General features: G+C 73.1%; 18 protein-coding genes. 10 read left to right on the forward strand and 8 right to left on the reverse strand.

What is annotated here, in order from left to right:
* Positions 1-77 precede the first annotated feature (77 nt).
* The 3 genes from ABD269_RS02820 to ABD269_RS02830 are packed head-to-tail and all read left to right on the forward strand — an operon-like array spanning position 78 to position 2,979.
* Positions 78-1,112, forward strand: coding sequence for a FecCD family ABC transporter permease (locus ABD269_RS02820; RefSeq protein ID WP_344115673.1), 1,035 nt, complete (start codon positions 78-80; stop codon positions 1,110-1,112).
* Complete coding sequence (locus tag ABD269_RS02825; RefSeq protein ID WP_344115676.1) at positions 1,109-2,161, forward strand: FecCD family ABC transporter permease; 1,053 nt, start codon at positions 1,109-1,111, stop codon at positions 2,159-2,161. Before ABD269_RS02820 ends, ABD269_RS02825 begins: the two co-directional genes overlap by 4 nt.
* Positions 2,158-2,979, forward strand: a complete 822-nt coding sequence (locus ABD269_RS02830; RefSeq protein ID WP_344115678.1) for an ABC transporter ATP-binding protein — start codon at positions 2,158-2,160, stop codon at positions 2,977-2,979. The genes ABD269_RS02825 and ABD269_RS02830 overlap by 4 nt, the downstream gene beginning before the upstream one ends.
* Before the next feature lie 177 nt (positions 2,980-3,156).
* Here the strand turns inward: ABD269_RS02830 and ABD269_RS02835 are convergent, their stop codons facing one another.
* Positions 3,157-4,059, reverse strand: coding sequence for a hypothetical protein (locus ABD269_RS02835; RefSeq protein ID WP_301893111.1), 903 nt, complete (start codon positions 4,057-4,059; stop codon positions 3,157-3,159).
* A gap of 189 nt (positions 4,060-4,248) precedes the next feature.
* Here ABD269_RS02835 and ABD269_RS02840 point away from each other — a divergent pair, with 189 nt between their 5' ends.
* Together ABD269_RS02840 and ABD269_RS02845 are read left to right on the forward strand one after the other, a co-directional pair.
* Positions 4,249-6,750, forward strand: a complete 2,502-nt coding sequence (locus ABD269_RS02840) for a helicase-associated domain-containing protein (protein WP_344115681.1) — start codon at positions 4,249-4,251, stop codon at positions 6,748-6,750.
* Positions 6,751-7,159: 409 nt separating this feature from the next.
* Positions 7,160-8,809 (forward strand): DNA repair helicase XPB, encoded by a 1,650-nt coding sequence (locus tag ABD269_RS02845; RefSeq protein WP_344115684.1) that lies wholly within the window; start codon positions 7,160-7,162, stop codon positions 8,807-8,809.
* A gap of 138 nt (positions 8,810-8,947) precedes the next feature.
* Here ABD269_RS02845 and ABD269_RS02850 read toward each other — a convergent pair whose 3' ends face one another.
* Positions 8,948-9,091 (reverse strand): hypothetical protein, encoded by a 144-nt coding sequence (locus ABD269_RS02850; RefSeq protein WP_301893115.1) that lies wholly within the window; start codon positions 9,089-9,091, stop codon positions 8,948-8,950.
* Between the two features lie 323 nt (positions 9,092-9,414).
* On the opposite strand from ABD269_RS02850, the gene ABD269_RS02855 reads away from it, so the two are divergent.
* Entirely contained in the window at positions 9,415-11,472 is a 2,058-nt protein-coding gene (locus ABD269_RS02855; RefSeq protein ID WP_344115685.1) for a HelD family protein, read from the forward strand.
* A 20-nt stretch (positions 11,473-11,492) separates the two neighbouring features.
* Here the strand turns inward: ABD269_RS02855 and ABD269_RS02860 are convergent, their stop codons facing one another.
* Entirely contained in the window at positions 11,493-12,191 is a 699-nt protein-coding gene (locus tag ABD269_RS02860; protein WP_344115687.1) for a copper homeostasis protein CutC, read from the reverse strand.
* A 58-nt stretch (positions 12,192-12,249) separates the two neighbouring features.
* On the opposite strand from ABD269_RS02860, the gene ABD269_RS02865 reads away from it, so the two are divergent.
* Complete coding sequence (locus ABD269_RS02865) at positions 12,250-12,912, forward strand: HD domain-containing protein (protein WP_301893118.1); 663 nt, start codon at positions 12,250-12,252, stop codon at positions 12,910-12,912.
* A gap of 25 nt (positions 12,913-12,937) precedes the next feature.
* On the opposite strand, the gene ABD269_RS02870 is transcribed toward ABD269_RS02865, so the two are convergent.
* Together ABD269_RS02870 and ABD269_RS02875 are read right to left on the reverse strand one after the other, a co-directional pair.
* A complete protein-coding gene (locus tag ABD269_RS02870) occupies positions 12,938-13,219 on the reverse strand; it encodes a DUF4031 domain-containing protein (protein ID WP_301893119.1) in 282 nt (93 codons plus the stop codon).
* Positions 13,216-13,575 (reverse strand): hypothetical protein, encoded by a 360-nt coding sequence (locus ABD269_RS02875; protein ID WP_344115689.1) that lies wholly within the window; start codon positions 13,573-13,575, stop codon positions 13,216-13,218. Before ABD269_RS02875 ends, ABD269_RS02870 begins: the two co-directional genes overlap by 4 nt.
* A gap of 63 nt (positions 13,576-13,638) precedes the next feature.
* On the opposite strand from ABD269_RS02875, the gene ABD269_RS02880 reads away from it, so the two are divergent.
* From ABD269_RS02880 to ABD269_RS02890, 3 genes are read left to right on the forward strand one after another with little or no spacing between them, the layout of a single operon-like run.
* On the forward strand, positions 13,639-14,571 hold the full coding sequence (locus ABD269_RS02880) for a MurR/RpiR family transcriptional regulator (RefSeq protein WP_344115691.1): 933 nt from the start codon (positions 13,639-13,641) through the stop codon (positions 14,569-14,571).
* Positions 14,572-14,606: 35 nt separating this feature from the next.
* Entirely contained in the window at positions 14,607-15,542 is a 936-nt protein-coding gene (gene murQ, locus ABD269_RS02885) for an N-acetylmuramic acid 6-phosphate etherase (RefSeq protein ID WP_344115693.1), read from the forward strand.
* A 22-nt stretch (positions 15,543-15,564) separates the two neighbouring features.
* The gene (locus tag ABD269_RS02890; RefSeq protein WP_344115695.1) at positions 15,565-17,028 is read left to right on the forward strand and encodes a PTS transporter subunit EIIC; all 1,464 of its coding nucleotides are present in this window, start codon (positions 15,565-15,567) and stop codon (positions 17,026-17,028) included.
* A gap of 10 nt (positions 17,029-17,038) precedes the next feature.
* Here ABD269_RS02890 and groL read toward each other — a convergent pair whose 3' ends face one another.
* The 3 genes from groL to ABD269_RS02905 form a co-directional block, all read right to left on the reverse strand.
* Positions 17,039-18,661 carry a chaperonin GroEL gene (gene groL, locus ABD269_RS02895; protein WP_116213382.1) on the reverse strand — a complete coding sequence of 541 codons (1,623 nt, stop codon included), beginning with the start codon at positions 18,659-18,661 and terminating at the stop codon, positions 17,039-17,041.
* Between the two features lie 355 nt (positions 18,662-19,016).
* Positions 19,017-19,220 (reverse strand): cold-shock protein, encoded by a 204-nt coding sequence (locus ABD269_RS02900; protein ID WP_005315736.1) that lies wholly within the window; start codon positions 19,218-19,220, stop codon positions 19,017-19,019.
* A 437-nt stretch (positions 19,221-19,657) separates the two neighbouring features.
* A complete protein-coding gene (locus ABD269_RS02905) occupies positions 19,658-19,933 on the reverse strand; it encodes a MoaD/ThiS family protein (protein WP_301893126.1) in 276 nt (91 codons plus the stop codon).
* Positions 19,934-19,989 lie beyond the last annotated feature (56 nt).

Here is a 19,989-nt window from a genome sequence, read left to right on the forward strand (position 1 = left end):
CACATTCTGCCGTGATGCCCGACCCGTACACTTAGCCTCGCCTAACTTCCCCCGGTACCAGCCATGAAGTGGAAGCGATGTCAGCCGCCGTCCCGATCAGCAGCCCCCGATCCCCACGGGTCCGGCGCCGCGTCGGCTGGACGGCGGCCGCGGTCGTCGCCCTGCTGGCGGCGGTGCTGCTCAGCCTCGCCGTGGGGGCCCGCGCCACCGCGCCGTCCCAGGTCCTCGACGCGCTCTGGTACGGCACCCCGGGGAAGGCCACCGCCGTCGTGCGCGACATGCGGCTGCCCCGCACCGTCGTCGGGCTGATGGTCGGCGCGGCACTCGCCATCGCGGGAACGGTTCTTCAGGGCATCACCCGCAACCCCATCGCCGACCCCGGCATCCTCGGCATCAGCCACGGCGCCTCGCTCGGCGTCGTCCTCGCGATGACCCTCGCCGGGGTGCAGACCCTCTCCGGCTATGTGTGGTGGGCCTTCGCGGGCGCGGCCCTCGCCTCCGTCGCCGTCTACGCCGTCGCCGCGCGCGGCCGCGGCGGCGCCACCCCCGTGAAGCTGGCGCTGGCCGGAGCCGCGATCAACGCGCTGCTGCTGTCCGTCGTGCACGCCGTCCTCACCACCCACGCCGCCGTCCTGGACCGCTTCCGGTTCTGGCAGGTCGGCTCGCTGCCGAGCCAGGACACCGGGATCGCGGCCCAGATCTGGCCGTTCCTGCTGGTCGGCGTGGTGCTGGTGGCGAGCGTGGCCCGCGGCCTGGACGCGCTCGCGCTCGGCGAGGACGTCGCCAAGGGCCTCGGCCAGAACGTCGCCGCCGTGCGGATCGTCGGCGGCATCGGCGCCACGATCCTCGTCGGCGTCGGCGTCGCCGCGGCCGGGCCGATCGCCTTCGTCGGCCTCGCCGTCCCGCACATCGCCCGCGCGATCGTGGGCACCGACCACCGCTGGCTGCTGCCCATGGCCGCCCTCATCGGGCCCGTGATGCTGCTCGTCGCCGACACGGCCGGCCGGATCGTCTTCCCGCCGAGCGAGGTCCCCTCGGGCGTGATGACGTCGCTCATCGGGGTGCCGTTCCTGATCGCGCTCGTCCGCCGCAAGAAGGCGGTCGCCGCGTGACGCTCTCCCTCGCCCGCCCCGCCGGGTACACCCTCGTACGCGCCGGACGCGCCTCCTTCCTCGTGCACCGGCGGGCCACCGCCGTCGCCCTCGCCCTGACCCTGCTGCTGGCCGCCGCGTGCCTGACGTACCTGTGCGCGGCCCAGTCCTACGTGGCGCCCTCCGAGGCCCTGAAGGTCGTACTCGGGCAGCCCTCGCCGGACGAACTGACCGTCGGCACCTTCCGCCTCCCCCGGATGACCGTGGGCCTGCTCGTCGGCGCGGCCTTCGGGGTGGCAGGGGCACTGATCCAGACCGTCTCCCGCAACCCCCTGGCCAGCCCCGACATCATCGGCATCACCCAGGGCGCGAGCGCGCTGACGGTGGGCGCGCTGATCTTCGGCGTCACCTCGTACGCGTACCTGCCCTACCTGTCCGTCGCCGGCGGCCTGCTCGCCGCCGCCCTCGTCTACGTCTTCGCCTGGCGCGGCGGGCTGCACGCCACCCGCTTCGTCCTCATCGGCATCGGCTTCGCGGTCGCGCTGCGCTCGGTCACCAACCTCTTCATGACCAAGGGCGACTACCTGGTCGCCCAGCAGGCCAAGGTGTGGATGACCGGCTCGCTCGCCGACCGCGGCTGGGCCGAGGCCGTCCCCGTGACCTGGGCGCTGCTCCTGCTCGCGCCCTTCGTCTGCTGGGCGGCCCGCGCGCAGCGCACCGTGTCGATGGACGACGACACCGCGACCGCGCTCGGCATCCGGCTGGGCCGGGTCCGGCTCGGCCTCGCCCTCCTCGGCGTCGTGCTGGCCTCCATCGCCACCGGCGCCGCCGGGCCCGTCGACTTCGTCGCCCTGCTCGCCCCGCAGCTGGCCCGCCGGATGACCCGCACGGCCCAGATCCCCCTGCTCTGCTCGGCACTGACCGGCGCCGTCATCGTGGTCGTCGCGGACCTGCTCGGCCGCAAGCTCTTCGAACCGACGCAGCTGCCCGTGGGCGTCCTGACCGCCGCCGTCGGCGCCCCCTATCTGATCTGGCTCATCATCAGGGGCCGCACCGGAGGAAAAGCGTGACCGAGACCGAGAACAGCCTGCGCCCGGCCCGGCTCAGCGCGCGTGACCTGACCCTCGCCTACGAGGACCGCACCGTCGTCGACGGCCTCGACGTGGACATCCCGGACGGCGCCGTCACCGTCATCGTCGGCCCCAACGCCTGCGGCAAGTCGACCCTGCTGCGGGCACTCGGACGCCTCCTCAAGCCGGCCCGCGGCTCCGTGCTCCTCGACGGCACCGAACTGGCCCGGATACCCACCCGCACCATCGCCCGCTCCCTCGGCCTGCTGCCGCAGAGCCCCGTCGCCCCCGAGGCCATCACCGTCGCCGACCTCGTCTCCCGCGGCCGCCAGCCGCACCAGCACTGGTGGCAGCAGTGGTCCGACGCCGACGAACGCGCCGTCACCGAGGCGATGACCCGCACCGACACGGCGGCCCTCGCCGAGCGCTCCGTCGACGAACTCTCCGGCGGGCAGCGGCAGCGCGTCTGGATCGCGATGGCCCTCGCGCAGGAGACGGACCTGCTGCTCCTCGACGAGCCCACCACGTACCTGGACATATCCCACCAGGTGGAGGTCCTCGACCTCTGCCGCCGCCTCAACCACGAGCGCGGCCGCACGGTCGTCGCGGTCCTCCACGACCTCAACCAGGCCGCGCGCTACGCCGACCACTTGATAGCGATGAAGTCGGGCCGCATCGTGGCCCAGGGCGCGCCGTCGGACATCGTGACGGCGGATCTCGTACGGGACGTCTTCGGCCTGGAGTCGGTCGTGGTCCCGGACCCGGTGACGGGGAGCCCGCTGGTGGTGGCGGGGCCGCCGTGGTCTTTGACCGGTTGACGGGGTGACGGTCCGTCGTCGAGTGCGGGTCCGCTCCGCCTGCGGCGGGCTTGTTCCCCACCCCGCCCCTTCCCGAACTGGGGCGCGTGCCCCAGACCCCCGGCCGCGGGTCCATGGCCGCCTGCGGCGGGAGCGGCCTGCGGCCGCGTCCTCAAACGCCGGACAGGCTGAATTCGCTCACCCGGGGCGGCGGGAGCGCCAGATCACGTACAGCGCCGAGGCGACGGCCGCCGCGCGGATGGTCCAGGGCCAGGAGTCCGACAGGGCCGTGCCCAGGCCGCCCTCCGGGACCGGCGTGCCCCAGCGGCCCTCCGTGCGGCCCCACAGCCAGACCGCCCAGGCCGCGAGCGTCAGGCCCGGCACGCCCATGACCGCCCACTGCGACTCGGTGTGCGAGAGCTTGCGCGTGAGATAAGCCAGCGCCCATCCACCGGCGAGCACGAACCAGTTGCCCAGCACCGCGCCCACCAGCAGCACCAGGGCCACCAGGAGCAGCAGCACGCTGACGGGCTCGCCGTCCGGGCGGCGCAGCAGGCTGGGGCGGCGCCGGGTCTCCCCGGCCTCCTCCGCCTCCTCTTCCGGCTCCGCCGGGGCGGCCTCGACCGGCGCGGCCTCCACCGGCTCGCGGGGCGGTGGCTTCAGTATCTCGGGGACCTCGATCCCGCCGACGAAACCGTGGACCGCCTCCCCCTTGCCGAACGGCCCCGGGTCCACCCGCCACCAGTCCGGCACCTCACCGGAGGGGCTCAGCTCCTCCGGGGTCGCGAGATGCGGCGGCGCCGCCGCGGGCACGGTCCGGGCGGGTTCGTCCTCACGGCGCTGCGCGGGGACCCTGCCGGTCTCGGCGGTGACGAAGCCGTTCGCGTCCGCGACGGCCTCGTCCGGGGTGCCGAGCCCGGACAGGATGCGCTGCACGGCGGCGGGGCTGTCCGCGCCCTCGGACGATCTGCGGCGCTCGATCTCCGTGCGCAGCCGCGAGACGAGCCGCATGCGGTCGGCGGAGGTCAGCGCGGTGCGTTGCGCGATGTCGCCGACTCGGCTCAGGTAGTCAAAAACAAGCTGATCGCTCTCGATCCCCACCGAATCCCCTAAGACCGCTCCTTCCCCGAAGGTACCGTTCCCTTCGGGGTGGCCGGTGGGTTTTGCGGCAGGTTGCGCGCTACGTGCGGCACATTCGGCCCGGCCGACATTTGAGGCCGCCCGCCGCTGGGGGAGCAACGGACCCGCACACCAAGCAGCAAAGCGCAGCGGACGGGTACCGTAAGCAGAATGACCACCCCGCGCCGTCCCACCAGCACCACCGGCGCCCCCCGAACCCTCGCGGAGGAGCTGCGCGGCCGGCCCGACGACGCCCTCGCCGCCCTCCTCCTCGCCCGGCCGGATCTCATCAACCCCGTGCCCGGCGACCTCACGCAGCTGGCGACCCGCGCCGGCACCCGCGCGTCCGTCGTCCGCGCGCTGGAGCGGCTGGACCGGTTCGCGCTGCAGGTCGCGGAGGCGCTCGCGGTGGCCCCGGACCCCTGTCCGTACGCCACGCTGGACGCGCTGATGGGCGGCGACGAGCGCACCGACCCGCGGGTCGCGCGCGAACTGCCGCGGGCCGTGGCGACGCTGCGCGACCAGGCCCTGGTGTGGGGCGGCGAGGACCGGCTGCGCCTGGTGCGCACGGCCCGCGAACTGCTCGCGCCCGGCGCCGCGCACCCCTCCCCCACCGGCCTCGGCCCGTCCGTCGCGGAGGCCACGGCCGGCATGTCGCCGGGCCGGATCCAGCAGATCATCGCGGCGGCCGGGCTGCCCGCGACGCACGATCCGGTGACGGCCGTCGGCGCGCTGACCGAGCTGTTCGAGGACCGTACGCGCATGGCGGCGCTGCTCGACGCGGCCCCCGCCGACGCGACGGCCGTGCTCGGCAAGCTGCTGTGGGGCCCGCCGTACGGCACGGTCACCGCCCACCCCGCCCCGCACCTGCGCTGGCTGCTGGACCGCGGCCTGCTGCTGTCCGCCGGGCCCGGCAATGTGGTGCTGCCCCGCGAGGTGGCCCTGCACCTGCGTGCCGGGCTCGCGCACCGTACGCCCGAACCGGTGGCACCGGAACTCGCGCCGGTGACCGGGCACGCGGAGCGGACGGTGGACGCGACGGCGGCCGGGCAGGCGTTCACGGCGCTGGCGACCGTCGAGGAGCTGCTCAAGGAGTGGGAGACCGGCGGCCCGCCGGTGCTGCGCGCGGGCGGCCTCAGCGTCCGCGACCTCAAGCGCGCGGCGGCCGTCCTCGACACCACGGAGCAGATGACCGCGCTCTGGGCGGAGCTGGCGTACGCGGCCGGGCTGCTCGCCTCCGACGGCGAGGTCGACGAGCGGTACGCCCCGACCCCCGCCTACGACGACTGGCTCCAGCTGCCCACCGAACAGCGCTGGACCCGGCTGGCCACCGCCTGGCTCGCCACCACCCGCACCGCGGGGCTCGTCGGCGGCCGGGACGCCAAGGCCCGTACGCTCGCCGCGCTCGGACCCGACCTCGACCGCGGCCCGGTCCCCGAGGTCCGCCACCGCGTACTCGCGCTCCTCGCGACCCTGCCGCCTGGCGCCTCCGTCACCCCGGACACCCTCCTGGCCCGGCTGCACTGGGAGCGCCCGCCGCGCGCCACCACCGGCCACGAGGAGGACCTCCGCACCCGCCTCGCCCGCTGGACGATCACCGAGGCCGAACTGCTCGGCGTCATCAACCGCGGCGCGCTCTCCGCCCACGGCCGCGCCCTGCTCCCCGCCGCCGGGGCGGACGCGGCGCGGGCCGCGTGGCGGCCGCCGACCGACGCGGAGCTGGGCGCCGCGGGCGTACGGGCCGCCGCCCTTCTCGCCCCGCTGCTGCCCGAGCCGCTCGACCACATCCTGCTCCAGGCCGACCTCACGGCCGTCGCCCCCGGCCCGCTCGTCCGGCCGCTGGCGCAGACGCTGGGTGTGCTCGCCGACATCGAGTCCAAGGGCGGGGCCACGGTCTACCGCTTCACCCCCGCCTCCGTGCGGCGGGCCCTGGACGCCGGGCGGACCGCCGACGACCTCAAGGCGTTCCTCACCTCGCACTCGCGCACGCCGGTGCCGCAGCCACTTGCCTACCTCGTCGACGACATCGCCCGCCGCCACGGCCATCTGCGGGTGGGCGCGGCCTCCTCCTACCTCCGCTGCGACGACGAGGCGGTGCTCGCCGAGATCCTCGCCGACCGCCGCTCCGCACCGCTGCGGCTGCGCCGCCTCGCCCCGACGGTGCTGGCCGCGCAGGCGGCACCCGACGCGCTCCTCGCGGGCCTGCGCGACATGGGCTACGCGCCCGCCGCGGAGTCCGCCGAGGGCGACGTGCTGATCTCCCGCGCCGACGCGCACCGCACCCCGCCGCGCACGGCCCCGACCCCCGTCCCCGAGGGCCCGCCCGCCCCCGACACGACGCTGCTGGGCGCGGCCGTACGGGCCATCCGCGCCGGCGACATGGCCGCGACCGCCGAACGCAAACCGTCGCCCTCCGCCGACCCCGCCCCCGGCGGCCTCCCCCGCACCACCTCCGCGGACACGCTCGCCGCCGTACAGGCGGCCGTCCTCACCGGCACGCCGGTATGGATCGGCTACGTCAACGCGGAGGGCGCGGCGAGCCAGCGCGTCATCGCCCCGGTGCGGGTCGAAGGCGGCTTCGTCACCGCATACGACCACACGGCGGACGAGGTCCGCACGTTCCCTCTGCACCGCATCACAGGCGTGGCGGAACTGGCCGACGACCCGGCGTAAGCGGGCTTTTTCCCCCACCCCGCCCCTTCCCGAAACTGGGGCTCCGCCCCAGACCCCGAAGCACGCTCCGCGCGCTGTCCTCAAACTCCCCCAGCTACCGCTGGGAGGTGCCCCCACGGGCTGAATTTGCCCACCCGGGCTGAATGCCCACCCACCGGCGTGAGGGGACGGGACGCGCAGGGGAAGTGCGGGACGTAAAGCGAAGCAGTCCCGTACTTCCCCGGAGCGGCACGGCCCCGCACCGTGGAAACGGCGACGAGCCCAAAGATTCAGCCCGGCCGGCGCTTGAGGCCGCCCGCCGCAGGCGCAACGGCGGGGCACCCCGAAGAAGAAAGCGCGCCCAACCCCGCCCAGCCGAGCGCAGCGATCAGGCACACTGGACGTTTGGCCGAAAGAAATGGGTGAAGCGTTGAACGGACCCCTGATCGTCCAGAGCGACAAGACGTTGCTGCTGGAAGTGGACCACGACCAGGCGGACGCGTGCCGCCGCGCGATCGCCCCGTTCGCGGAGCTGGAGCGCGCGCCGGAGCACATTCACACCTATCGGGTCACCCCGCTCGGCCTGTGGAACGCCCGGGCGGCCGGGCACGACGCGGAGCAGGTCGTCGACGCCCTGGTCGCCTTCTCCCGCTACCCCGTGCCGCACGCCCTGCTCGTCGACATCGCCGAGACGATGGCCCGCTACGGGCGGCTCAAGCTCGTGAAGCACCCCACGCACGGCCTGGTCCTGGAGTGCACGGACCGGCCGGTGCTGGAGGAGATCCTGCGGTCGAAGAAGATCCAGCCGCTGGTCGGCGCCCGGATCGACCCGGACACGGTGGCGGTGCACCCCTCCGAGCGCGGCCAGATCAAGCAGACGCTGCTGAAGCTCGGCTGGCCCGCCGAGGACCTCGCGGGCTACGTCGACGGCGAGGCGCACCCCATCGAGCTGAACGAGGACGGCTGGGCCCTGCGTCCGTACCAGAAGCAGGCCGTCGAGGGCTTCTGGCACGGCGGCTCCGGCGTCGTCGTGCTGCCCTGCGGCGCGGGCAAGACGCTCGTCGGCGCGGGCGCGATGGCCCAGGCGAAGGCCACGACGCTGATCCTGGTGACCAACACCGTCTCCGCGCGGCAGTGGAAGCACGAGCTGGTCAAGCGGACGTCGCTGACCGAGGAGGAGATCGGCGAGTACAGCGGTACGCGGAAGGAGATCCGCCCGGTCACCATCGCCACGTACCAGGTCCTGACGACGAAGCGGAAGGGCATCTACCCGCACCTGGAGCTCTTCGACTCCCGCGACTGGGGCCTGGTCGTCTACGACGAGGTGCACCTGCTGCCCGCGCCGGTCTTCAAGTTCACCGCCGACCTCCAGGCGCGCCGCCGCCTCGGGCTGACCGCCACGCTCGTGCGCGAGGACGGCCGCGAGTCGGATGTCTTCTCCCTCATCGGCCCGAAGCGCTTCGACGCGCCGTGGAAGGAGATCGAGGCGCAGGGCTATATCGCGCCCGCCGACTGCGTCGAGGTCCGCGTCAATCTGACGGACAGCGAGCGGCTGGCGTACGCGACGGCCGAGTCGGAGGAGAAGTACCGCTACTGCGCGACCACCGCCACCAAGCGGAAGGTCACCGAGGCGCTGGTCGCCAAGCATCAGGGCGAACAGACGCTGGTCATCGGCCAGTACATCGACCAGCTCGACGAGCTGGGCGAGCACCTGGGCGCGCCCGTCATCAAGGGCGAGACGACCAACGCCCAGCGCGAGAAGCTCTTCGACGCGTTCCGCCAGGGTGAGCTGAGCGTCCTGGTGGTGTCGAAGGTCGCCAACTTCTCCATCGACCTGCCCGAGGCGACGGTCGCCATCCAGGTCTCCGGCACGTTCGGCTCCCGCCAGGAGGAGGCGCAGCGCCTCGGCCGCGTCCTGCGCCCGAAGGCGGACGGCCATGAGGCGCGCTTCTACTCGGTGGTGGCGCGCGACACGGTCGACCAGGACTTCGCGGCCCACCGCCAGCGGTTCCTGGCGGAGCAGGGGTACGCGTACCGGATCATGGATGCGGACTCGTTGCTGGCGGGCGAGGACGCGTAGCCGACTGCGGGGCGGGCTGGATTTCGCGGACCGTAACCAGCGAAACCAGCCCGTCCGGCGTTTGAGGACAGCGCGCGAAGCGTGCTTCGGGGTCTGGGGCGGAGCCCCAGGCAACGGCCCGCACCCGCTCCCGCCGAATCAGACGGCTCGGACGGCCCGTTTGTCGCTGGTCTCACCGAGCAGCACCACACTGACAGCCGCGCCGGCGAAAACCTTGATCGCTCGGAGCGCCTGGGCGAAGGAGAAGGGCGTCGTGTCCGGGGTGATGGATGCGGTGGTCATGTCGTCCATGATGGTTCCCGGCGGCCCCTCGCCACATCGACCTGCCGGTGTAAACGGACCAGCGGCTCCGTACGACCCAAGGCGCATGCCGCACCCTACGGAAGTGGGACGGCGACCCTGAGAAGGGCCAGGGTGCCGGTCGAAAGCCGGGCGAAAAGCCGGGCAAAGAGTCGGGCGGAACGCCGGTCGAAAAACCATTCGCCCGGCGGTTCGCCGCTGGCTACAATCGCCCGTCTTGCCGCCTCCCGCGCCGGGAGCGCTCCCGTCCGGACGGAAACCGGCGGGTCCCCGCTCGTCCACAGCACTCTCCCGGAGGCCCTGCCGTGCCCGCGCATGCAACGAACGCGAACGACCCCCTGGCCCGCGAGCGCGCCCACCTCTCCTCGTCCCGGGCCGCGCTGCGCGCGATGCGTGCCGACGTGGAGTCCCTGGACATCAAGGACGTGACCGCGAACTGGGTCAACGCCGCGGTCCTGCAACGCCAGATCGACGACCGCATCACCGCGCTCGCGGACCTCGCGCACACCCCCCTCTTCTTCGGCCGCCTCGACTATCTGCACGCGCCCGGTGCCGAGCAGGCGGAGGGCGCGGAGGGCGAGCGCTTTTATATCGGCCGCCGTCACGTCCACGACGCCGACGGGGATCCGATGGTGATCGACTGGCGCGCGCCCGTCTCCCAGCCGTTCTACCGGGCGTCCAAGAAGAACCCGATGGACGTCTGTACGCGCCGCCGGTTCGGTTACACCGGCGGCGAGTTGACGGCGTACGAGGACGAGGACCTCACCGACACCGCGGGCGCCGAGCGGGCGAGCCGGCTCCTCCAGTCCGAGATCGAACGGCCGCGCGTCGGGCCGATGCGGGACATCGTCGCCACGATCCAGCCCGAGCAGGACGAGATCGTCCGCGCGGGCATCGGCGGCACCGTGTGCGTCCAGGGGGCGCCGGGCACCGGCAAGACCGCCGTCGGCCTGCACCGTGTCGCCTATCTGCTCTACGCGCACCGCGAGCGGCTCGCCCGCACCGGCACGCTGGTCATCGGCCCGAACCGGTCCTTCCTGCACTACATCGAGCAGGTCCTGCCCGCCCTGGGCGAGTTGAACGTCGCCCAGGCCACCGTCGACGACCTCGTCGCCCACGTCGAGGTCCGCGGCGCCGACTCCCCCGCCGCCGCCTGCATCAAGGGCGACGCCCGCATGGCCGAGGTGCTGCGGCGGGCCGTGCGGGCCGGCGTGACGATGCCGGTGGAGCCGCTCGTCGTCGTGCGCGGTTCACGGCGGTGGCGGATCCCGGCATACGAGATCGAGGAGATCGTCAGCGAGCTGCTCGCCCGCGACATCCGCTACGGCGCCGCCCGCGACGCCCTGCCGCAGCGCATCGCCCACGCCGTGCTCGTGCGGATGGAGGCCGCCGGCGAGGCCCCCGACGACCGCGTACAGGACGCCGTGGCCCGCAACGCAGCCGTGAAGGCCGCCGTCAAGACCGTCTGGCCGCAGGTCGACCCGGCGAAGCTCGTGCTGCGGCTGCTGTCCGACGCGGACTTCCTGGCCGAGCACGCGGACGGCGTCCTCAGCCCGGAGGAGCAGGCGGAGATCCTCATGGCCAAGCCTGCCCGGAGCGTCCGCTCGGCCAAGTGGTCCTCCGCGGACGCCGTGTTGATCGACGAGGCGTCCGACCTCGTCGCCCGCACGTCCTCGCTCGGGCACGTCGTCCTCGACGAGGCGCAGGACCTCTCCCCCATGCAGTACCGCGCGGTCGGCCGCCGCTGCACGACCGGCTCCGCGACGATCCTCGGCGACCTCGCCCAGGGCACGACCCCCTGGGCCACCCGCAGTTGGACCGAGGCCCTCACCCACCTGGGCAAGCCGGACGCCGCCGTCGAGGAGCTCACCCAGGGCTTCCGCGTGCCCCGGGAGGTCATTGCCTACGCGTCCCGCCTCCTGCCCGCCATCGCGCCCGAGCTCAGCGAGGCGACGTCCGTGCGCGAGGCCGCGGGCGACTTCTCCGTACGGTCCGTGCCCGCCGACTCCCTCGACGCGGCGGTGGTGGCCGCCTGCCGCGCGTCCCTCGCGCACGAGGGCTCGATCGGCCTGATCGCGGCCGACTCGCGCATCCCCGCCCTGGCCGACGCCCTGGCCGCCGCCGGTCTCACTTTCCTGGCCCCCGGCGAGGAGACGAGCGACTCGGCCCGGCTGACGCTGGTCCCGGCGACGCTGGCGAAGGGCCTTGAGTACGACTACGTCGTGCTGGACGAACCGGAGGCCGTGGTGTCGGGGGAACCGGACGAGAGGACGGGGCTGCGCCGCCTGTACGTGGCGCTGACGCGCGCGGTCTCCGGCCTGACGGTGCTTCACGCCGAGCCGCTGCCAGGGGCGTTGGCCTAGTCCGTTCCGCGGGCGCAGCCTCAGCCCCCGACGGCCTCCCGCCAGATCGTGACGGCCTCAGCGGAAACGCCCTCCGCCCACCCCGAGGGCCGGGCCGCGCCACCGATGTGGAAGCCCGTGATGCCCGCGCCCAGGAGCACCGGCACGTGCTTGAGCTGGAGGCCGCCGCCGACCAGGATGCGCGGTTCGTAGCCGGGGTCGTCCGAGCGGCCGGCCTCGGCGAGGAGGGTGGCGATGCCGTCGTCGACGCCGGAGGCGGAGCCGGCGGTCAGGTAGGTGTCGAGGCCGGGGAAGTCGACGAGCTGCTTGCGCAGTGCGTCCCGGTCCGCGGCGCGGTCGATCGCGCGGTGGAAGGTCCAGCGGGCGCGCGGCCCGACCGCCTCGGCGAGGGCGGCGACGGCGGTGAGGTCGGCGCGGCCGTCGTCGGTCAGGAAGCCGAGGACGAACTCGTCCGCGCCCTCCGCGGCCAGCGCCCGGGCGGACTCGCACAGGGCGGAGAGCTCGGCGGCGGTCCCGGCGGAGAAGCCGTCGGTGGCGCGCAGCATGACGCGCACGGGGAGGGAGACGGCCGCCCGGACGGCGGCGAAGGTCGCGACGGCGGGGGTGAGGCCGTCCGCGGCCATGTCGGTGACCAGTTCGAGGCGGTCCGCCCCTCCGGCCTGGGCCGCCACCGCGTCCTCGGGGGTGAGCGCGATGACCTCAAGAATTGGTCTAGACATGTAGCACAGACTGCCATACCGGCACCCGGCGTCAAAAGCCGTGCTCCACAATTGGCCTATGGCAGACACGCCCGAGCACCCGTCCGGCCCCGCACTGCGCGCCCGCTGGCGGGAAACCGTCGTACGGGCCCGCGGCGGGGCCCCCGCACCGGACCCCGGCCCGTACGCGGAGGAGCTGCTGCGCCGCTGGTCGGAGCCGCAGCGCAGGTACCACACGGTCGATCACCTCGCGGCGGTCCTCGCCCGGATCGACGAGCTGGCGGAGCACGCGGACGACGTGGACGCGGTCCGCTTCGCGGCCTGGTTCCACGACGCCGTCTACCGCCCGGACCGCTCGGAGAACGAGGAGCGCAGCGCGCACCTCGCGGAGCGCGCCCTCCCCGAACTGGGTCTCGACGCGGACCGGACGGCGGAGGCCGCCCGGCTCGTACGGCTGACGGTGTCGCACGACCCGGCGCCCGGCGACCACAACGGCGAGGTGCTGTGCGACGCGGACCTGGCGGTGCTGGCGGGCGCGCCGCAGGAGTACGCGGCGTATGCGGCGGCGGTCCGCGAGGAGTACGGCTTCGTGCCGGACGCGGCCTTCCGCGAGGGCCGGGCGGCGGTGCTGCGGCAGCTGCTGGGGCTGCCGCGCCTGTTCCGCACGCCGCTGGGCCACGACCGCTGGGAGCCGACGGCGCGCCGCAACCTCGCCACGGAGCTGGAGCTGCTGACGGCCTGAGGGCACGGAAGATCCACCGGACGGGCTAGAGGAGCCCGCCCGGGGGCCGCTCGTGCTTGGGCCTGCGCAGCCCCGACCCCACCAGCAGCCGCACCAGCTCCTTGCTGCCCACCTCCCGCGCACCCATCTGCACGGCCTTCCCGTACGACGTCGAGGGGATGTCGTAGTGATCCCGGTCGAACGCCCGCGGGGGCGCGCCGAGCCGCTCCGCGAAGTCGTGCAGCTCGGCGTACGACACGTCGCTGACCAGGTGCGACCACATCCGGCCGTGACCGGGCCAGGTCGGCGGGTCGATGTAGAGGGTCACCGCAGCGCCGTCCCCAGCGACCCCACCCGCGCCACCAGCACCGCCTGCTTGGCGCAGGCCCAGTGCGGGTCGGGGCCGAGCTCGGGCTCGACCTCCAGCGCGTGGGGATCGCCGGAATCCGTGCAGACCGGGCACAGCGGCCACCGGCCGTGCCGCTCCAGCAGCGCGTCCTGGACGTCCTGGGCGATCAGCCCGACGACGTACGAGACGCCCTCCGGCCACTGCTCGACCCACCACCGGCGATGGGCGACCGCGTCCTCGACGAGGGAGACGACGTCGGCCTCCGCCACATCGCCGGCCACGAGGTCGGCGAGGACGAGGGCGCGCGCCGCGTGCAGTGCCTGTTCGAGCTCCATATGGTCCATTGTCCGGGACGCGGAGGGTTGACGGTTCACCGGTCCGAAAATACCTTTCATGAGGTGAGCAGCAAACTGAAAGAAACTTTCACGACCGCCGACCGGGCACCCGCCGCCACGCCCCCGGCCCCCGGTGCCCTCGCCGCCAAGGTCCGCACGCTGGTGCCCTCGATGACCCGCTCCATGCAGCGCGTCGCCGAGGCCGTGGCGGGCGATCCGGCGGGCTCCGCCGCGCTCACGGTCACCGGCCTCGCGGAGCGCACCGGCACCAGCGAGGCCACCGTCGTCCGCACCGCCCGCATCCTCGGCTATCCCGGCTACCGCGACCTGCGCCTGGCCCTGGCCGCGCTCGCCGCCGAGCAGGCGGCGGGCCGGGCCCCGGCCGTCACCGCCGACATCGCGGTGGACGACCCCCTCTCCGGAGTGGTCGCCAAGCTCGCCCACGAGGAGGCCCAGTGCCTGGCGGACACGGCCGCCTCGCTGGACACCGCGCAGCTGGAGGCCGCCGTCGGCGCGCTGTCGGCCGCCCGGCGCGTCGACGTCTACGGCATCGGCGCCTCCAACCTCGTCGGCCAGGACCTGGTGCAGAAGCTCCTGCGCATCGGCATGATCGCGCACGCGCCCGCCGACCCCCACCTGGCCGTCACCAACGCGGTGCAGCTGCGCGCCGGCGACGTCGCCATCGCCATCACCCACTCGGGCCGCACCACCGACGTCATCGAGCCGCTGCGGGTCGCCTTCGAGCACGGCGCGACGACGGTCGCGATCACCGGCCGCCCGGACGGGGAGATCGCGCAGTACGCCGACCACGTGCTCACCACCTCCACCGCGCGGGAGAGCGAGCTGCGCCCGGCCGCCATGTCGAGCCGCACCAGTCAACTGCTCGTGGTGGACTGCCTGTTCATCGGCGTCGCCCAGCGGACGTACGACAGGGCCGCGCCCGCCCTGTCCGCCTCCTACGAAGCCCTCGCCCACCGGCACGACCCGCGCCGCTGACCCCACCCGGCCCCGTCACGGAAAGGCGCCGCACCATGGACTCGCCCGCCCACGCGGCACTGCGCGCCGAGCTCGCCGCCCTCACCACCGAGGCCTTCCGCCCCGAGCTCGCGGACATCGACCGGCTGCCCACCCTCGACATCGCCAGGATCATGAACGGTGAGGACGCCGGCGTCCCCACAGCCGTCGCCGCCCGGCTGCCCGAGATCGCCGCCGCCATCGACGCGACCGCCGCCCGGATGGCCCGCGGCGGGCGGCTCGTCTACGCGGGCGCGGGCACCGCAGGACGCCTCGGCGTGCTGGACGCCAGCGAGTGCCCGCCGACCTTCAACACCGACCCCTCGCAGGTCATAGGCGTGATCGCGGGCGGCGCCACGGCGCTCGTCACCGCCGTCGAAGGCGCCGAGGACAGCCGGGAGCTGGCCGCGGACGACCTGGCCGCGCTCGGCATCGGCCCGGCCGACACCGTCGTCGGCGTCTCCGCCTCCGGCCGCACCCCCTACGCGGTCGGGGCAGTCGAGCACGCCCGCGCCGCCGGGGCGCTGACCATCGGGCTGTCCTGCAACGCCGGTTCGCCCCTCGGCCTGGCCGCCGACCACGCCGTCGAGGTCGTCGTCGGCCCCGAACTCCTCACCGGCTCCACCCGGTTGAAGGCCGGCACCGCGCAGAAGCTCGTCCTCAACATGCTCTCGACGATCACCATGATCCGGCTCGGCAAGACGTACGGGAACCTGATGGTCGACGTGCGGGCCACCAACGAGAAGCTGCGCGCCCGCTCCCGGCAGATCGTCGCCCTGGCCACCGGCGCCTCCGAGCAGGAGACGGAGGCCGCGCTGGCACAGACCGGCGGCGAGGTGAAGAACGCCATCCTCGTCATCCTCGGCGGCGTCGACGGCCCCACGGCGGCCCGCCTGCTGGAGGAGTCGGCCGGACACCTCCGTACGGCCCTGCGCACCGCCGCGGGGGACTGACCGAAGCAAGGCACTCGAACCCATGGCACCGGACGACAGATACAGCGCCACCGCCGCCGCACTGCTCCCCCTCCTCGGCGGCGCCCGCAACATCGCCTCCGTCGAGAACTGCATGACCCGCCTGCGCCTGGAGCTCCACGACCGCTCCCTCGTGCGGGACGAGGCGCTGCGCGCACTGCCCGCCGTGCTGGGCGTGGTCGAGGACGGCACGTCGTACCAGGTGGTGCTCGGGCCGGGCGCCGTCGCCCGGGTGGCCCCGGAGCTGGCGCGGCTGAGCGCGGCCGCACCGGTCACCGCCGAGGCCCTCGCCGAGCGGGGCGCGGCGCTGCGGGCCGAGCGCAAGGAGCGCAACGCCACCCCGGGCAAGCTCTTCCTGCACCGGATCGCCGCCGTCTTCGTCCCACTGATCCCCGCCCTGATCGGCTGCGGCATCGTGGCAGGGCTGGCCGGGCTGCTCGCCAACCTCCACTGGCTGCCCGCACTGGCCCCCGCGCTGACCGCGTGCGCCTCGGGCTTCATGTCGCTGATCGCCGTCTTCGTCGGCTACAACACCGCCAAGGAGTTCGGCGGCACCCCCGTCCTGGGCGGGGCCGTCGCGGCGATCACGGTGTACGGGGGCGTCGGCCGGGTCAGCGCCTTCGGGGAGCAACTGACGCCCGGCCAGGGCGGGGTGCTCGGCGCGCTGGCCGCCGCGCTGCTGGCGACCCGGGTCGAGCGCTGGTGCCGCAAGCGGGTGCCACAGGCCCTGGACGTCCTCGTCACCCCGACGCTCACCGTGCTGGCGACGGGCCTGGTCACGCTGTACGGGCTGATGTACGCCGCCGGAAAGGCGGCCACCGCCATCGGCCACTGCGCCGACTGGCTGCTGGCCAACGGCGGCGCGGGCGCGGGCTTCGTCCTGGGCGGGCTGTTCCTGCCGCTGGTGATGCTGGGCCTGCACCAGGCGCTGATCCCCGTCCACACGACGCTGATCCAGCAGGAGGGTTACACGGTCCTGCTGCCGCTCCTGGCGATGGCGGGCGCGGGCCAGGTGGGGTCGGCCCTCGCGGTCTACGTCCGGCTGTCGCACAACGGCTCGGTGCGCAGCACGATCCGCTCCGCGCTCCCGGCCGGCTTCCTGGGCATCGGCGAACCCCTGATCTACGGCGTATCGCTGCCGCTGGGGCGGCCGTTCGTCACGGCGTGCGTGGGCGGCGCGTTCGGCGGCGGCTTCGTGGGCCTGCTCGGCCAGCTGGGAGACAGGGTCGGCGCCACGGCCATCGGCCCGTCGGGCTGGGCCCTCTTCCCCCTGCTGAACGGCGACCACGGCATCGGACGGGCGGCGGCGGTCTACGGCCTCGGCCTCCTGGTGGGCTACGCGGCGGGCTTCGCCGCGACGTACGCCTTCGGCTTCGGGAAGGAGTCGCTGGCGGCGCTGAACGCGCCGAGGGCGACACCCCCTTCGCAGGGAGTGCCGCCCTCGGCGTACAGCGTTCAGGACAAGTGACCCGTCAGGGTCAGAAGTCCATGTCACCGCCCGGCATGCCGCCCGGAGCGGCCGCAGCGGCCTTCTCCGGCTTGTCGGCGATGACGGCCTCGGTGGTGAGGAACAGCGCCGCGATGGAGGCGGCGTTCTGCAGCGCGGAGCGCGTGACCTTCGCCGGGTCGATGATGCCCTCGGCGATCATGTCCACGTACTCGCCCGTCGCGGCGTTGAGGCCGTGACCGACGGTCAGGTTGCGGACCTTCTCCACGACGACGCCGCCCTCGAGACCACCGTTGACGGCGATCTGCTTCAGCGGGGCCTCCAGGGCCAGGCGCACGGCGTTGGCACCGGTGGCCTCGTCGCCCTCGAGCTCGAGCTTCTCGAAGACCGAGGAAGCCTGGAGCAGGGCCACGCCACCACCGGCGACGATGCCCTCCTCGACGGCCGCCTTCGCGTTGCGAACGGCGTCCTCGATGCGGTGCTTGCGCTCCTTGAGCTCGACCTCGGTCGCGGCACCGGCCTTGATGACGGCCACGCCGCCGGCCAGCTTCGCGAGGCGCTCCTGGAGCTTCTCGCGGTCGTAGTCCGAGTCGCTGTTCTCGATCTCGGCGCGGATCTGGTTGACGCGGCCCTGGACCTGGTCGCTGTCACCGGCACCGTCGACGATGGTCGTCTCGTCCTTGGTGATGACGACCTTGCGGGCGCGGCCGAGCAGGTCGAGACCGGCGTTCTCCAGCTTGAGGCCGACCTCCTCGGAGATGACCGTGCCACCGGTGAGGATGGCGATGTCGCCGAGCATGGCCTTGCGGCGGTCGCCGAAGCCCGGGGCCTTGACGGCGACGGACTTGAAGGTGCCACGGATCTTGTTGACGACCAGGGTCGACAGGGCCTCGCCCTCGACGTCCTCGGCGATGATCAGCAGCGGCTTGCCGGACTGCATGACCTTCTCGAGGAGCGGCAGCAGGTCCTTGACCGAGCCGATCTTCGAGTTGACGATCAGGATGTACGGGTCGTCCAGGGACGCCTCCATACGCTCCATGTCGGTGGCGAAGTACGCCGAGATGTAGCCCTTGTCGAAGCGCATACCCTCGGTGAGCTCCAGCTCCAGACCGAAGGTCTGGGACTCCTCGACGGTGATGACGCCTTCCTTGCCGACCTTGTCCATCGCCTCGGCGATGAGCTCGCCGATCTGGGTGTCGGCGGCGGAGATGGAGGCGGTGGAGGCGATCTGCTCCTTGGTCTCCACGTCCTTGGCCTGCTCGAGCAGGGCACCGGAGACGGCCTCGACGGCCTTCTCGATACCGCGCTTGAGGGCCATCGGGTTGGCGCCGGCGGCGACGTTGCGCAGGCCCTCGCGGACCAGCGCCTGGGCCAGGACGGTCGCGGTCGTCGTGCCGTCACCGGCGACGTCGTCCGTCTTCTTCGCGACCTCCTTGACCAGCTCGGCGCCGATCTTCTCGTACGGGTCCTCGAGCTCGATCTCCTTGGCGATGGAAACACCATCGTTGGTGATCGTGGGGGCGCCCCACTTCTTCTCGAGGACGACGTTGCGGCCCTTGGGGCCGAGGGTGACCTTGACGGCGTCGGCGAGCTGGTTCATCCCGCGCTCGAGACCGCGCCGTGCCTCCTCGTCGAACGCGATGATCTTGGCCATGTGAAGTGGTCCTCCCAGGACGGGGTGGATTTCTCCGGACCGCGCTGGCGCCCGCGACGGACGGCTCACCGGCCTGATGGTTCCTTGCCCCACCCGGCCGACGGACCTCACCGACGGTCCAAAACTGTCACTCTCACTCGGAGAGTGCTAACGCCAATGATTAGCACTCGACCCCCGAGAGTGCAAGCGCCTCTGCAGAAGGTGCACTCCTACGACGAGCCGGGACGGGCATGCCCGGGTACACACGGAACGCGTACGCGCGTACGCGCGCGAGGGCACACGAAGGGCCCGTACCCCGGTGCGCGGGTACGGGCCCCTCGGCGAGCTGAGTGAGCCGGTGGTCGATGCGCCGAGATCAGACGGCGAGCTTGACCATGTCCGCCTGCGGCCCCTTCTGGCCCTGCGAGATCTCGAACTCCACTCGCTGACCCTCCTCGAGGGTGCGGTAGCCGTCCATCTGGATCGCGCTGTAGTGGACGAATACATCCGCACCACCGTCGACCGCGATGAAGCCGTACCCCTTCTCCGCGTTGAACCACTTGACGGTGCCCTGAGCCATGCCTAACTCCCCTATTACTGGCCCTTGCGCAGGACCGCACTTCGCGGACCCGGGTCAGACCTCACCCCCGGAACACTCCCCCGCCAGCGGCAGGGGGAACCCCGGTGGTGTGCGCCGGAACGCGTCGACCGCGGCTGAATGTATCTGCACGGATGCCGTCTGCAACAGGTCACTCGGACGAGAATTCCTGGCGCGGCCGATTGCCGAAATGCGGCGAACTCCGGGGGATCCAGGGCAAGTCGGGCCGGGCATAGCACAAGCAACCCGACAATTCGCGCACACAGTTCGCGCACAACTTGACGGGTTCTCATATGCGTTCGGCACTGACGCCGGAGGGGGATCGCCCCAACTGTATCGCGCTCAACAGACGGAATCGCCCCGTCCACTTCATGGCCGGGGCGATTCCAAGGGTCTTTCGCAGGAAGCTTTCGTAAAGCTCAGCCCCCGGCGACGGCGGGGATGATCGACACCCCGGCGCCGTCGGGCGTGGGCGTCTGGAGCCCCTGCTCGAACCGCACATCGTCGTCATTGACGTACACGTTCACGAACCGCCGCAGCTTCCCCGCGTCGTCGAGTACGCGGGCGGCGATGCCGGGGTGGTTCTTCTCCAGATCGCCGATCACCTCGGCGAGAGTCGCCCCCTCGGCGGAGACTTCGGCGACACCGCCGGTGTAGGTGCGAAGGATGGTGGGAATGCGAACGCTGATGCTCATGGGTTTACACCTTCGGTGAGTAGGAAAGTGATCGTGGGCGCACACCGGCCCGCAGC

This window comes from Streptomyces blastmyceticus (assembly GCF_039521185.1).
GTDB lineage: Bacteria > Actinomycetota > Actinomycetes > Streptomycetales > Streptomycetaceae > Streptomyces > Streptomyces blastmyceticus.

Coding starts and splice junctions, on each gene's coding strand:
- ABD269_RS02820 (WP_344115673.1), top strand. CDS start 78: ATGTCAGCCGCCGTCCCGATCAGCAGCCCCCGATCCCCACGGGTCCGG.
- ABD269_RS02840 (WP_344115681.1), top strand. CDS start 4,249: ATGACCACCCCGCGCCGTCCCACCAGCACCACCGGCGCCCCCCGAACC.
- ABD269_RS02850 (WP_301893115.1), bottom strand. CDS start 9,091: ATGACCACCGCATCCATCACCCCGGACACGACGCCCTTCTCCTTCGCC.
- ABD269_RS02860 (WP_344115687.1), bottom strand. CDS start 12,191: ATGTCTAGACCAATTCTTGAGGTCATCGCGCTCACCCCCGAGGACGCG.
- ABD269_RS02865 (WP_301893118.1), top strand. CDS start 12,250: ATGGCAGACACGCCCGAGCACCCGTCCGGCCCCGCACTGCGCGCCCGC.
- ABD269_RS02875 (WP_344115689.1), bottom strand. CDS start 13,575: ATGGAGCTCGAACAGGCACTGCACGCGGCGCGCGCCCTCGTCCTCGCC.
- murQ (WP_344115693.1), top strand. CDS start 14,607: ATGGACTCGCCCGCCCACGCGGCACTGCGCGCCGAGCTCGCCGCCCTC.
- ABD269_RS02890 (WP_344115695.1), top strand. CDS start 15,565: ATGGCACCGGACGACAGATACAGCGCCACCGCCGCCGCACTGCTCCCC.
- groL (WP_116213382.1), bottom strand. CDS start 18,661: ATGGCCAAGATCATCGCGTTCGACGAGGAGGCACGGCGCGGTCTCGAG.
- ABD269_RS02900 (WP_005315736.1), bottom strand. CDS start 19,220: ATGGCTCAGGGCACCGTCAAGTGGTTCAACGCGGAGAAGGGGTACGGC.
- ABD269_RS02905 (WP_301893126.1), bottom strand. CDS start 19,933: ATGAGCATCAGCGTTCGCATTCCCACCATCCTTCGCACCTACACCGGC.